At 67.4% G+C, this 12,229-nt stretch carries 10 protein-coding genes; 2 read left to right on the forward strand and 8 right to left on the reverse strand.

All coding sequences use genetic code 11. From position 1 onward, the window contains the following. The first annotated feature begins 440 nt into the window (after window positions 1-440). Window positions 441-2,618 carry a chitobiase/beta-hexosaminidase C-terminal domain-containing protein gene (locus BWQ92_RS09500; RefSeq protein ID WP_236783158.1) on the forward strand — a complete coding sequence of 726 codons (2,178 nt, stop codon included), beginning with the start codon at window positions 441-443 and terminating at the stop codon, window positions 2,616-2,618. Window positions 2,619-2,697: 79 nt separating this feature from the next. On the opposite strand, the gene BWQ92_RS09505 is transcribed toward BWQ92_RS09500, so the two are convergent. The 5 genes from BWQ92_RS09505 to BWQ92_RS09525 all read right to left on the reverse strand — a co-directional run bounded on the left by BWQ92_RS09505 (window position 2,698) and on the right by BWQ92_RS09525 (window position 8,066). Continuing rightward, window positions 2,698-3,741 (reverse strand): hemolysin family protein, encoded by a 1,044-nt coding sequence (locus BWQ92_RS09505; RefSeq protein ID WP_076799298.1) that lies wholly within the window; start codon window positions 3,739-3,741, stop codon window positions 2,698-2,700. Then, window positions 3,734-5,095 carry a hemolysin family protein gene (locus tag BWQ92_RS09510; protein WP_076799299.1) on the reverse strand — a complete coding sequence of 454 codons (1,362 nt, stop codon included), beginning with the start codon at window positions 5,093-5,095 and terminating at the stop codon, window positions 3,734-3,736. The genes BWQ92_RS09505 and BWQ92_RS09510 overlap by 8 nt, the downstream gene beginning before the upstream one ends. Window positions 5,096-5,241: 146 nt before the next feature. After that, window positions 5,242-6,333 carry an MFS transporter gene (locus BWQ92_RS09515; protein WP_157365128.1) on the reverse strand — a complete coding sequence of 364 codons (1,092 nt, stop codon included), beginning with the start codon at window positions 6,331-6,333 and terminating at the stop codon, window positions 5,242-5,244. Window positions 6,334-6,461: 128 nt separating this feature from the next. Then, window positions 6,462-7,220, reverse strand: a complete 759-nt coding sequence (locus BWQ92_RS09520; RefSeq protein ID WP_076799301.1) for an SDR family NAD(P)-dependent oxidoreductase — start codon at window positions 7,218-7,220, stop codon at window positions 6,462-6,464. Between the two features lie 21 nt (window positions 7,221-7,241). Next, window positions 7,242-8,066: an HpcH/HpaI aldolase family protein gene (locus BWQ92_RS09525; RefSeq protein WP_076799302.1), complete on the reverse strand. Its 825-nt coding sequence runs from the start codon at window positions 8,064-8,066 to the stop codon at window positions 7,242-7,244. A gap of 204 nt (window positions 8,067-8,270) precedes the next feature. Between BWQ92_RS09525 and BWQ92_RS09530 the strand changes: the two genes are divergently transcribed. Continuing rightward, the gene (locus BWQ92_RS09530; RefSeq protein WP_216639996.1) at window positions 8,271-8,915 is read left to right on the forward strand and encodes a DNA alkylation repair protein; all 645 of its coding nucleotides are present in this window, start codon (window positions 8,271-8,273) and stop codon (window positions 8,913-8,915) included. An 11-nt stretch (window positions 8,916-8,926) separates the two neighbouring features. On the opposite strand, the gene BWQ92_RS09535 is transcribed toward BWQ92_RS09530, so the two are convergent. The 3 genes from BWQ92_RS09535 to BWQ92_RS09545 are packed head-to-tail and all read right to left on the reverse strand — an operon-like array spanning window position 8,927 to window position 12,224. Beyond that, a complete protein-coding gene (locus tag BWQ92_RS09535; RefSeq protein ID WP_076799304.1) occupies window positions 8,927-9,547 on the reverse strand; it encodes a helix-turn-helix domain-containing protein in 621 nt (206 codons plus the stop codon). Continuing rightward, entirely contained in the window at window positions 9,547-10,866 is a 1,320-nt protein-coding gene (locus tag BWQ92_RS09540; RefSeq protein WP_076799305.1) for an allantoate amidohydrolase, read from the reverse strand. The genes BWQ92_RS09535 and BWQ92_RS09540 overlap by 1 nt, the downstream gene beginning before the upstream one ends. Then, entirely contained in the window at window positions 10,866-12,224 is a 1,359-nt protein-coding gene (locus tag BWQ92_RS09545; protein ID WP_216639979.1) for an FMN-binding glutamate synthase family protein, read from the reverse strand. The genes BWQ92_RS09540 and BWQ92_RS09545 overlap by 1 nt, the downstream gene beginning before the upstream one ends. Between the last annotated feature and the right edge of the window lie 5 nt (window positions 12,225-12,229).

A 12,229-nucleotide genomic window follows, 5' to 3' on the forward strand; every position in this document is an offset into this window, starting at 1 on the left:
GGGAGACCGGTCCCGCCGCATAAACCTGCCACGGCCCGGTTTCCGGGCCGTGGCCTTGGGGAAAACCGGAATTCCGATCCCCCCGGGCTGGGGGTGCGTGGGGGTTCGTGCTGCCGTAAGGGGGCGCACCTCCCGCTGATGGCCGCACGGGCACTGACGTGCGCAAACCGTCGGCTATCCCCTCAGGGGCCCTCCAGGTAGGGGGACCAAAAGGTGTTCCCATAGGCGCTGACCGGCCACTTATCCGGCCTGAAGCGTGCAACATTTCTCCAAGGGCACCTATCAATCCTGTGGTTGTGCGTGAAGGTCGCGCACCTCGGATCGATGAGGTCATCATGAAATCAGCTCGGAACGAGCCGGGAGCGCACACTTCTTGTCTTCCCGCCACACGGAGGGCCGCCGTCTTTGCCACGGCCTCTGCCGTCATTTGCTCAACCTCCATGTTCGCCATTCCGGCCGCGAGCGCGGCTGTCCCTACTTTCCCGGACAACATCGTGGTCTTCCCCGACCGCGACTTCATCACCATCGAGGGTTACCAGGACCGCATCGGTGAGACTGCAACCGTGGAGGTTTCCCGGGGTGGAAAGGTCGTAGGATCCGCCCAGTCTGAAGTCGCAGCCGGCGACGTCGCCTTCGAAATCAACCACCCCGGCGGCGTCTGCTGGGGAGCCGGAACCGGCCTGAATGTCACCCCGGACATCCTCCCCGGAGACGTCGTCTCCATAAAGTTCGGCGGTACGTCCGCCGGCGAAACCAAGGTGCAGGACACCTACGTGACAGGATCCTCCACCCGCAACGGCAATACCGTAACTGTCAAGGGTTATGTCGGCAACGGCGTCAATCAGGCCCAGATGGAACAGCGCATCATCGAGCCTGCGCTGAATGACACCAGCATTGGCCGGCGCGACGTCCGCGCACTGCCCGGCCCCGTGGTGGCGTCCGACAAGGGCGGCTACTCATCCGGCATGACCATCGAAGGAACCACCTTCACCGCCACCTACGTTTTCGACGAGACGGCAGCGGCTGAGCTGGCCGCCAACGCCGCCGGCGCCCGCTCCATGGCCTGGGAAGTCGCGGACGCAGACGACAACCGCCAGGGCCTGACGATCTCCGAATACGGGGAACCCGGCGGTCCGGGCATGGGCGGCTGCCCGAACGGCCCGCTGCAGTCTGGCCCTCCGGCGCCGTCCGGCATCACCGCTGCCAACACCGCCGACGGCATTAAGCTGAACTGGAAATCGGCCGAGGCCATCCCCGGCACTCCCGCCATCACCGGCTACCGCGCCGTGGCCGTGGGCAAGACCGTGACCGGCAACGAGCGGGTGGAAATCGGCAAGCGCATCTCCGGCGCCGGGGCCACCGGCACAACCATCACGGGGCTTTCCGCCGATGAGGAATACGACGTCTACGTCGTGGGCGTCAGCAGCGTCGGTGAGACCTTCCCGGCCGCCCATGCGATCCCGGTCACGGATACCGAGGCACCGACTGTGTCGGCGTCCCCGGACGGCGGCACTTCCGCTGTGGCGCAGACCGTCACCCTGACCGCCAGCGAGACGGGCAGCGACATCTACTACACCATTGACGGTTCCGAACCGGTGATCTCGGGCGGCGTGCTTTCAGACTCCGCACTCCACTACGAGGGCCCGATGGACGTCGCTGCCACGACCACCCTGAAGTTCGTGGCATTCGACCCATCGGGCAACGTCTCCGCCGTCACCGAGCGGGTCTTCACCGTGACGAATGATCCGGTACCGGCTGCCCCGACCTTCACCACCGCACCCGTGGTGGGCCAAGGCACGGCCACCCTGTCCTGGAACGCACCCGACCCGGGGGCAACGGGACTCACCATCACCGGCTACACGATCCAGGCCTACACCGGAGGAGTTGCTTTCGGTGAACCCAAGACGACGACCGGTGACGTCACCACACTGGTCTACGGCGGACTCAACGGCGATACCGAATACCAGTTCACCGTGCGCGCTTCCAACACCAACGGCATGGGTCCCGTTTCGGAAATGACCCAGGCCGTCACTGTCCAGGGCGCCCTCGTCGCCCTGGCCGGACCGGACCAGAACGTTGTCCGCCGCACCACCGCCACCACGGTCACCCTGGACGGCGCCGGTTCCACCACGGCAGGCGCAACCTACCAGTGGGCACAGGTCCTGACCAGCCCGACCGATCCTGACAAGGTCACGCTGAGCGGAAGCAGCACCCTCAAGCCCACGTTCAGCCTTCCGGTCTTCCGGACGCCGATGACCAACAACCCGCTCACCTTCCGGCTGACGGTGACCGCTGGCGGCCAGACCCGGACGGACGACGTCAAGGTGGTTCCTGTTCCGGACCGCGTGACCATCAGCAGCGCCACGTGGAAGAGCGGCGACTTCCGGGTCAGCGGCACCAGCTCTGTGGTTGGCGGCACCATCACCATCCGCCAGAACAACGCGACCGGCAGGATTCTGGGAACGGCGGCCGTTACCGCCGCTGCGGCACCGGCCACCGGCGGCGTTTGGAGCATGCGGCTCCGCAACGGAGCTGCCGGCACCAGCAACCCGGGCAGCGTCTGGGTTGAGTCGACGGTAGGCGGCATGGCCGGCCCGCTGACGGTAACCAACAAGTAAAGACCCAGCCTTAACCACAGAAGTCCGGTGGCCGGCGGCATCAGCCGTCAGCCACCGGACTTCGGTGTGCTTGGGATCCTTATGAACTGCTGGTGGCGTCCTGCACCTCGCCCACCAGTTCCTCGATGATGTCCTCGAGGAACAGCACGCCGGTGGTGTTCCCTCGCGCATCGAAGACGCGGGCCACGTGGGCGCCGGTCCGGCGCATGGTGGCCAGGGCGTCCTCCAGTTCGCTGCCGCGGAACGTCGAGGCCAGCCGGCGGATGCGCTTCTCGGGCACCGGCCGGCTGAACTTCTCCGCCGTGGTGAGGTCCATGACGTCCTTCAGGTGAAGATAACCGGAGGGGTCGCCGTCGTCGTCGGTCAGAATGTAACGGGAGTAGCCGTGCTCGGCGACCGCCCGCTGGATATCCGCCGGCGTCGACGACGCCGGCAACAGCACCATCTGGCCGATCGGAACCTCAACATCGGCCACGGTCTTAGCCGTGAACTCGAAGGCGGCGCTGAGGGCACCTGTGTTGTCCGTCAGGACACCTTCCCTCGTGGACTGTTCCACGATGGTGGCCACCTCGTCCAGGGTGTAGGCGCTGGTCGCCTCGTCCTTGGGTTCCACCCGGAACAGGCGGAGGATTGAGTTGGCAATGCCGTTCAGGCCCCAGATGACCGGTTTGAAAACCCGCGCCACCATCACCAGCGGCGGCGCAAGGATGAGCGCCGCGCGGGTGGGAACCGAGAACGAGATGTTCTTGGGAACCATCTCGCCAAGGACCACGTGCAGGAAGGTCACCAGCAGCAGCGCCGCCACGAAGGCGATGACTCCGATCGCCTCCCCCGACAGGGATGTCAGGCCCAGCGGGATTTCCAGCAGGTGGTGGATGGCCGGCTCGGAAACGTTCAGGATCACCAGCGAGCAGACCGTGATGCCCAGCTGGCTGGTGGCCAGCATGAGCGTGGCATGCTCCATGGCCCACAGGGTGGTTTTCGCCGCCTTGCTGCCGGCCTCCGCCTTAGGCTCGATCTGGGACCGCCGTGCGGAGATGACGGCGAACTCGGCACCGACGAAGAACGCGTTGACCACCAGCAGGACGGCAAGCCAGATGATGCCCGGAAGGTACTCACTCATGGGTCAGCTCCTGGGTCAGGCTGTCGATGATCCGGTCATGCGCGCTCTTGGGCGGCTCTGCCGTCTCCTCCGGTGTGAATTTGAGGCGCTCAACGTGGGTGCCGGCCACCCGCTCAACGCGGAGCGTGCCGCCGTCGATGGCCACCTCGTCGCCGAGTTCCGGCATGCGGTCCAGCTGGTCAGCGACGAAACCGGCCACGGTGTCATAGTCCTCGCCGTCGGGGACGGCGATGCCGGTGCGGTCCAGGAGCTCGTCCGGGCGCAGCGAAGCGTCGAAGGTGACGGACCGTCCGGTCCTGACCACGCCCACCCGGGCACGGTCGTGCTCGTCCTCCAGTTCACCGACGATCTCCTCCACCAGGTCCTCCAGGGTGACGATGCCGGCCGTTCCGCCGTGCTCGTCGGAGACGATGGCCACCTGCAGGCCCTGCTTGCGGAGCAGCACCAGAAGGGAGTCGACGCCCATGGATTCGGGGACCATGAGCGGTTCGATCATCAGGTCGGCAGCCAGGACCCTGGCGCGTTCCTCGAGGGCGACGGCGAACGCCTGCTTGACATGGAGCACGCCGAGCACGTCGTCCCGGTCGCGGCCGATGACCGGAAACCGCGAGTAGCCGGTGGCGCTGGCCAGTGCGATGACCTGCTCGGCCGTGTCCTCCGTGTTCACTGCGGTCATCCGTACACGGGGGGTCATAACGTCGCCGGCGCTGTGCTCGGAGAAGCGCAGCGTCCGGTGCAGCAGGGCCGCGTGGTCCAGGTCGAGAACGCCTTCCACAGCGGAGCGGCGGACCAGCGAGCTCAGTTCCTCGGCGCTGCGGGCGCCCGAGAGTTCCTCCTTGGGTTCGATGCCGAAGGACCTGATAATGGCGTTCGCCGTATTGTTGAACAGGAGGATGATGGGCTTGAACACCGTGGTGAACAGGGTCTGAAACGGGACTACCACCTTGGCGGTAGCCAGCGGCAGCGCGAGCGCGAAGTTCTTCGGAACCAGCTCACCGATCACCATCGAGAAGATGGTGGCGATGAAAATCGCGACGACGGCACCCACCCCGGGCACGAAGCCTTCCGGGAGTCCGGCCGCCACCAGCGGTCCGCTCAGCAGCCTGCTGATGGCCGGCTCAAAGGTATAGCCCGTCAGGAGGGTGGTGAGGGTGATGCCCAGCTGCGCACCGGACAGGTGCGTCGAGGTGATTTTCAGGGCTTTGATGGTGGGGGCAAGGCGTTTCTCACCCCGGGCCTGGCGCGCTTCCAGGTCGTTGCGGTCAAGATTGACCAGGGCAAACTCGGATGCGACGAAGAATCCGGTGCCGACTGTCAGGATCAGGCCGATCCCGATCATGATCCATTCATTCATTGAGGGCGCCCCTCTCCCGTGCTAACCGGCGTGCCGGTCAAGAGGATGAGGGGCCAGGGCATATGTGAAGGAGGGTCGTCCATAGTGCATTCCACTATATCGGGTGTTTATCGCTGCCCCGTTGCTCCATCGCCAGGAGCGAACAGCTAGGCCTTCGGATACGCGGCCATCAGGGCTGCCGATGCAACCCAGACGATTCCGACGACGGCCAGGCTCAGCGCGCCGCCGAATCCGGTGGCAGAGGCGGCCAGGGCTGCGCCACCGGCCGAGGCACTGGCGCGAAGACCGGCGCCGACGGTGAATATCTGGGACCGGAGGTGCGGCGGGCTCAGATGGTTGCGGAGGAAGAGCATCGCGGCGGCAGTGGACGCCGTGAAGACGCCCGACAGGCCGATTGCGACGACGGTCCAGGCCGTCCCGATCTCGACGGCGGCGCCGACGGTCAGCAGCCCGGTGGCGAAGAAACCGGCCGTCATGACGGCGTGGGGCCGGGCCTGCGTGGGACGCACTGTCTCGTACAGCGCACCCAGCAGGCTTCCGACGGCGAACGACGTCACCACGAGTGCGCCGTCGCTGGGCGAACCGATCCGTTCGATGGAAAGGGCGACGGCGGCGATCGCGAGGCCGCCCTGGCCAAGCTGGCTAAGCGTGGAGGCGGCGGTGACCACGGTCAGCGGGCGGTGGCTGGAGATCCAGTGCAGCCCTGCCACGACCGTCTGCCACGGTGAAACCCGGGGAGCCGAGTGCGGTCTCAGGGCGATGAAGCTGACGCTCACTGCCCCTGCAGCGGCGATGGCGGCCAGCACCGCGAGCGAGGCCGGGGCGGGCAGGAACAGCGCCAGGATGGCAACAAAGGCCGGGCCCGCCACCGCCGAGACGTTGTAGGAAAGGGCGTCGTAGGCAAACGCCCGGCGGCTGTCAGGGATGACATCGGCGACGAAGCTGGAAAGTCCGCCCATGTAGAAGGGCGAGACAGCTCCCGCCACGGCCAGGCAGGTGAACACCAGCGGCAGCGGGAGCTGTCCGAGGAATGCGGTTACGGCAAAGGCCATGGCGGTGAGCACTCCGGAAACGGCCACAAGCAGGGCGGGGCGCCTGGCCCGGTCCAGTGCGGCACCGGCGAGCGGCGCGGCAAGGACACTGGGTCCGAGGGACACGGCCACCAGCGCACCGCCGATCCCCACATCGTTCATCTGCTGCACGGCGAGGATGGGGATCGCGACGGCCGAACCGGCCATGGCCATCCTCGGGGGTATCGAAGCCGCAAGGTATCCGGACGCGCTCATGGGCCGGCAGGGACCGCCTTTCTGGATGTGTTGCTTTGACCATAGTCCATCCCCGGCGGGTCCCCTGCCGGCGGCGATCCCTAAAACGGCAGCGGCAGCTTTGCCGTCCTGCCGCCGTCGAGCACCACAACCTCCCCGGTCAGGAAGCCCGACCGGCCACTGGCCAGGAAGACAGCCAGGTCCCCGACGTCCGTGGGGCGGCCCACCCGCCCCACGGGGTGCAGGCGGTCCAGCGCCTCCCGTGCGCCGGCCGCATCCGGCTGTGACTCAAGGTAGTTTTCGCTCAGCTCAGACGCGATCCACCCAGGGGCAATGGCATTGCAGCGGATGCCGTCCTTGCCCAGGTCCACTGCCATGGCGCGTGTCATTCCGTGGATGCCGGCCTTGGACGCACAGTAGGCGGCGTGGAGTGGATTCGCCGAAAGACCTTCGATGGATCCGATGTTGATGATGCTTCCGCCGCCCCGCCGCTGCATGTGCGGCAGGGCAGCCTGGGCCAGGAACAGCGGCGCACGCATGTTCACCGCCATCATCAGGTCCCATTCGTCCACCGTGATGTCTGCGACGCTGCGCTCAAACATGATGCCGGCGTTGTTCACCAGGATGTCGATGCCGCCGAAATGCCCGGCGGCGTTGTCGGCAGCCGCTTTGATGGCTGTGGTGTCACCAAGGTCGGCCCGGATACCGAGGACGCGCTGGTGCCGCAGCAGCTCCTCCCCCAGTTCCCGGCGCTGCACGACGGCGACCTGGGCCCCCTCTTCCAGGAACCGGTCAACGATCCCGCGTCCTATACCCTGCCCGCCACCGGTGACCAGGGCGACTTTGCCTTCCAGCTCCATGTTTTTGTCCTTCAGTTCCGGCTATTGCTGCATGGAGATGGATTGCTGCGCGGAGATGGATTGCTGCGCGTCGGCCTGCGCCGCCAGGACACTGCGGGTGGCGGTGGACAGAAGCGAGTAGTCCGAGGCTATGGGCATGAAGCTGTATCCCCAGCTGATCGGCGCGGCGGACAGTTCGATGGAACCCGTGTAGATGCCAACGGGAACACCGGCGTCCGCGCAGCGGCGGGCGATGTCGCGCAGGATTCCGTCCGGATCCGCGGAGACCAGGGTGTCAAAGTCAACGCCGAGACTCAGCGAGAGGTCATAAGGGCCAACAAAGATACCGTCGGGGTCGGCGGCCAGGATGGCATCGAGGTTCTCATAGCCCGCCTTCGTCTCCACCATGAGGATGGCCAGCGGATCATCCGCCGGCACCCCGGGCGTCGGCTTCGCGTACCGGGGGGACCTCCGGACCGGCCCGTAGCTGCGGCCGCCCCGCGGAGGAAAGCGGCAGGCCGAAACCAGCGTGGAGGCCGCGGCGCCGCCCTCCACCGTGGGAAAAATGATGCCCTGGGCGCCGGCGTCGATCACGCGGCCTGCACTGCCGACGTCGTGTCCCGGCACGCGCACGATGGCCGGGACGCCGAAAACGTTGGCCGCGTCAATCAGTCCGAGCAGGTCACCGTACTCCGGCTGCCCGTGCTGCCCGTCGATCCCTACCCAGTCCGGACCTTCGGCGCAGATCAGCTCGATCGACGCCGCATCCTGCAGGTCAATCCAGACCCCGCGGCGCCCGCGGTCCGTGAGGTTTAGCTCGGGTGCCTGCAGCGGGCTGGGCCTGCTGGTCTCGCCGGGAATCTTCATGCTGCGCTTCCTTCCTCGAAGAGTGCCGCGACGTGGTGATGTGTCGCGGACCACTTTAGCTTTGCGTTCATCAAATAAACAACCTGTTCATTCTATGAACGGCAGCTGACGTGCCCGTAGAAGCAGCTGGCGTGCCCGTAGAATACGGCTGGAGGCAGCCGGCGAGCAGGAGCAGTGGTGACTGACACAACAATCCAGGCGGTGATGGCCGAACTGGCCGCGCTCGAGGATCCGGGGATGCGTGAGGCAAACCGGAAGCGCGGCGACGACCACGGTGTAAACCTGTCCAAACTGCGCGCCGTCGCGAAGCGGCTCAAGACCCAGCACGACCTAGCCATCGGCTTGTGGGCCACGGATGACACCGCGGCCCGCCTGCTGGCGTTGCTGATCTGCCGCCCCAAGGCGTTCGGCGCGCAGGAACTGGACGCCATACTGCGGCAGGCGCGTTCGCCCAAGGTGCATGACTGGCTGGTGAACTACGTGGTGAAGAAGAGCCCGCATGCCGAAGAATTGCGCGTCGCCTGGACCGACGACCCGGACCACGTGGTCGCGAGTGCCGGCTGGGCCCTGACCACGGAGCGGGTCGCAAAGAAGCCCGAGGGGCTCGACCTGCCGGGCCTGCTGGACACGATCGAGGCCGAGATGAAGGACGCCCCGGACCGCCTGCAGTGGGCGATGAACCATACCCTGGCGCAGATCGGCATCGAGCATGCCGAGCACCGTGCCCGGGCCATCGATATCGGCGAACGGCTGGAAGTCCTGAAGGACTACCCCACCCCGCCCAACTGCACGTCTCCCTTTGCCCCCGCCTGGATCCATGAGATGGTGAGCCGGCGGGGCGGGGCCTAAGGCATCTAACCCTACTTCGCGGCAATGGCCAGAAACCGGATGGGCAGGTCCAGCAGCTCCAGCGGACCGTGCGGGCCTTCGCCGTCCAGGAGCAGGGAATCGCCGGGTTCCATCGTGTATTCGTACGCTCCGTGGCCGTAGACCATCCTGCCGTCGAGCATGTAGATGAACTCGGTGCCGGGGTGCTGGAAGAGCGGGAAGACGTCGGACGCGTCGGTCAGTGTCACCAGCGTGGGCTCGATGGCGTCGGTCCGCCCCTTCAGGGTCCCCAGCACCCGGTACTCGTGCCCGTGCTGGGTTCCGCTGCGCACCGTCAGGCTGCCCTGGCCGCTCTTGGTGAAGGTGGCGTCCCGGTCCGTATCCGCGCCGCGGAACAGCGCGGTGACCGGAATCTTCAGCCCGTCCGCCAGGCGCTGCAGGGTGGTGAGGGAGCAGGACGTGCTGGCGGTTTCAATCTTGGAGATCATCGCCTTGGACATGCCGGTCCGTGACGCCAGCTCTGACGCGGAGAGCCCGTTCGCCGTCCGGTAGTGGCGGACCTGGCCGGCAATGATCCGCTCGAGCTTGCCGGTCACGCCGTCGTCGGTATTCTCCGCGGCCGTGTCCCGCGCTTCGCCAGCCTGATCCGTCATCAAGCCATCATAGGCGGAGCCTGCAGACCGGATCCGAGCGCCCGGGCCGTTCCCAGCAGGCCCGCAAGGGCCTCCGCCAGCGCGGCGGCACCTGCCTCCGCGTCGGCGTCGTCCACCAGTTCCTCGGGCGAGTGGGAGATGCCGGTGGGATTCCGCACGAACAGCATGGCGGTGGGAATGTGGCTGGCGAGCACCCCGGCGTCGTGCCCCGCCCCGGTGTCCAGGACCGGTGCCGCCGGAAGCAGGGCCTGGAGCTGGTCGCGCAGGCCGGCGTCGAAGTGCACCGTGGGGCTGAGGGATTCGACGCCGAACGTCACGGTGCAGTCTTCTTCCGCCGCCATCACCTGGGCGTTGAGGTGGATCGATTCCACCAGGGCTGCGGTGACCTCGTCACGGGGATGCCGGACGTCGATCCACATGTCCGCCCGGGAGGCGATGACGTTGGTCCCGCCGGGAACGGGCTGGAGCCGGCCCACCGTTGCCCGCGCATCCCGGTACTTCGCGGCGGTGTCCCTGATGCCGATCATGATCTTGGCTGCGGCAATCATGGGATCCCGGCGGTCCTTCATGAGCGTGGTTCCGGCGTGGTTTCCCTGGCCGTGCACCGACAGTTTCCACCGGCCGTGACCCAGGATCGAGGAGCCGATGGCCACCGGCCGGCCGAGGTCGGCCAGTCCCCTGCCCTGCTCGACGTGCAGCTCCACGAACACGCCCAGCTGGCTGAGGGTCCTGTGGTCGGCACCGATGAACCGGGGGTCCTGTCCGTTGGCTGTGGCCAGGTCGGCGTACGTGTTGCCGTCCGCGTCCTTCAGGTTGCGGGCCTTGTTCGGATCCAGCGCGCCGGTGAGCAGGCGTGAGCCCAGGCAAGCGACGCCGAAGCGGGAACCCTCCTCCTCGGGAAAGACGGCGATGACCAGCGGCCGCCGGGGACGGAACCCGCGGCTCTTCAGGATGTCGACGGCGACGAGCGCGGACGCGACGCCGAGCGGCCCGTCATATTCTCCGCCGCCGGGCACCGAGTCCAGGTGGCTGCCGGAAACGACGGCGTCCCGGCGGGTGCCGGTTGCCGTGTCCCACCAGGCCCAGATGATGCCGTTCCCGTCGGTGTGGACGTCCAGCCCGCGCCGTTCGGCCTGCTCCACAAACCAGGCCCGGAGCCCGATTTCCGCGCAGGAGAAGACCGGCCGGGAGTAGCCGCCGCGGCGGACGTCCGTTCCCACGCCGGAAATGTCGCGCAGGAGTCCGGCTACGGTATCGGTAGCCGCGGCGGCGCCGGCGCGGCCGGCGCCCGCCACGACAGGTTCGGGTGATTCCGGCATTACTTCGCCCCGGGGATCCAGCTGGTGCCCGCGAGCGGGACCCGGGCCATGGCCGATGCCTCGATGGTCAGGGCCACCAGGTCCTCCGGCTCGAGGTTGCGCAGGTGGGACTTTCCGCAGGCCCGGGCGATGGTCTGCGCCTCCATGGTCAGGACGCGCAGGTAGTTGGCGAGGCGCCGTCCGCCCTCGATCGGGTCAAGCCGGGACGAGAGCTCCGGGTCCTGCGTGGTGATGCCGGCCGGGTCCCGGCCGGCCTGGAAGTCGTCGTAGAAGCCCGCTGCCGATCCCATGGCCGCGTATTCGGCCGCGTACCGGGGGTCGTTGTCACCCAGTGCGATCAGCGCCGCGGTGCCGATGGCCACCGCGTCGGCGCCGAGGGCCATGGCCTTGGCAACGTCGGCCCCGGTGCGGATGCCGCCGGAGACGATGAGCTGGACCTTGCGGTGCAGGCCGAGTTCCTGCAGTGCCTGCACCGCCTGCGGAATGGCCGCGAGGGTGGGGATGCCGACGTTTTCGATGAACACCTGCTGCGTGGCGGCGGTGCCGCCCTGCATGCCATCGACGACGACGACGTCGGCACCGGCTTTCACGGCCAGGGCGGTGTCGTAGTAGGGGCGGGACGCGCCGATCTTGACGTAGATGGGCGTCTTCCAGTCGGTGATCTCACGGAGCTCGCCGATCTTGATTTCCAGGTCGTCAGGGCCGGTCCAGTCCGGGTGGCGGCTGGCGGAGCGCTGGTCGATGCCCACCGGCAGGGTGCGCATACCGGCCACGCGCTCGGTGATCTTCTGTCCGAGCAGCATGCCGCCGCCGCCGGGCTTGGCGCCCTGGCCGAGGACCACTTCGATCGCATCGGCCTTCCGGAGGTCATCCGGGTTCATGCCGTAGCGCGACGGCAGGTACTGGTACACGAGGTGCTTGGATTGTCCGCGCTCCTCCGGGGTCATGCCGCCGTCGCCGGTGGTGGTGGAGGTGCCCACCTCGCTGGCGCCGCGGCCCAGCGCTTCCTTGGCGTTGGCGGACAAGGCGCCGAAGCTCATGCCGGCGATGGTCACCGGGGTCTGCAGGTGCAGCGGCTTGGAGGCGTAGCGGTCACCGAGGACGACGTCGGTATCGCACTTTTCGCGGTAGCCCTCCAGGGGGTAGCGGGACATGGAGGCACCGAGGAACAGCAGGTCATCGAAGTGCGGGACCTTGCGCTTGGCTCCCCAGCCGCGGATGTCGTAGACGCCGGTGGCGGCGGCCCGCTGGATGTCGGCGATGGTGGCGCGGTCGAAGGTGGCTGATTCGCGCAGGCCCAGTTCTTCAACCTGCCGTGCGGGGAGGGCTGAGGGGGCGCCCAGGGAGGTGATGGTCATGGCGT

The organism is Arthrobacter sp. QXT-31, assembly GCF_001969265.1.
Lineage (GTDB): Bacteria > Actinomycetota > Actinomycetes > Actinomycetales > Micrococcaceae > Arthrobacter.

Excerpts from the sequence above, each read along its gene's own strand:
- BWQ92_RS09500 (WP_236783158.1), top strand. The coding sequence starts at position 441 with ATGTTCGCCATTCCGGCCGCGAGCGCGGCTGTCCCTACTTTCCCGGAC.
- BWQ92_RS09505 (WP_076799298.1), bottom strand. The coding sequence starts at position 3,741 with ATGAGTGAGTACCTTCCGGGCATCATCTGGCTTGCCGTCCTGCTGGTG.
- BWQ92_RS09510 (WP_076799299.1), bottom strand. The coding sequence starts at position 5,095 with ATGAATGAATGGATCATGATCGGGATCGGCCTGATCCTGACAGTCGGC.
- BWQ92_RS09515 (WP_157365128.1), bottom strand. The coding sequence starts at position 6,333 with ATGGCCGGTTCGGCCGTCGCGATCCCCATCCTCGCCGTGCAGCAGATG.
- BWQ92_RS09520 (WP_076799301.1), bottom strand. The coding sequence starts at position 7,220 with ATGGAGCTGGAAGGCAAAGTCGCCCTGGTCACCGGTGGCGGGCAGGGT.
- BWQ92_RS09525 (WP_076799302.1), bottom strand. The coding sequence starts at position 8,066 with ATGAAGATTCCCGGCGAGACCAGCAGGCCCAGCCCGCTGCAGGCACCC.
- BWQ92_RS09530 (WP_216639996.1), top strand. The coding sequence starts at position 8,271 with ATGGCCGAACTGGCCGCGCTCGAGGATCCGGGGATGCGTGAGGCAAAC.
- BWQ92_RS09535 (WP_076799304.1), bottom strand. The coding sequence starts at position 9,547 with ATGACGGATCAGGCTGGCGAAGCGCGGGACACGGCCGCGGAGAATACC.
- BWQ92_RS09540 (WP_076799305.1), bottom strand. The coding sequence starts at position 10,866 with ATGCCGGAATCACCCGAACCTGTCGTGGCGGGCGCCGGCCGCGCCGGC.
- BWQ92_RS09545 (WP_216639979.1), bottom strand. The coding sequence starts at position 12,224 with ATGACCATCACCTCCCTGGGCGCCCCCTCAGCCCTCCCCGCACGGCAG.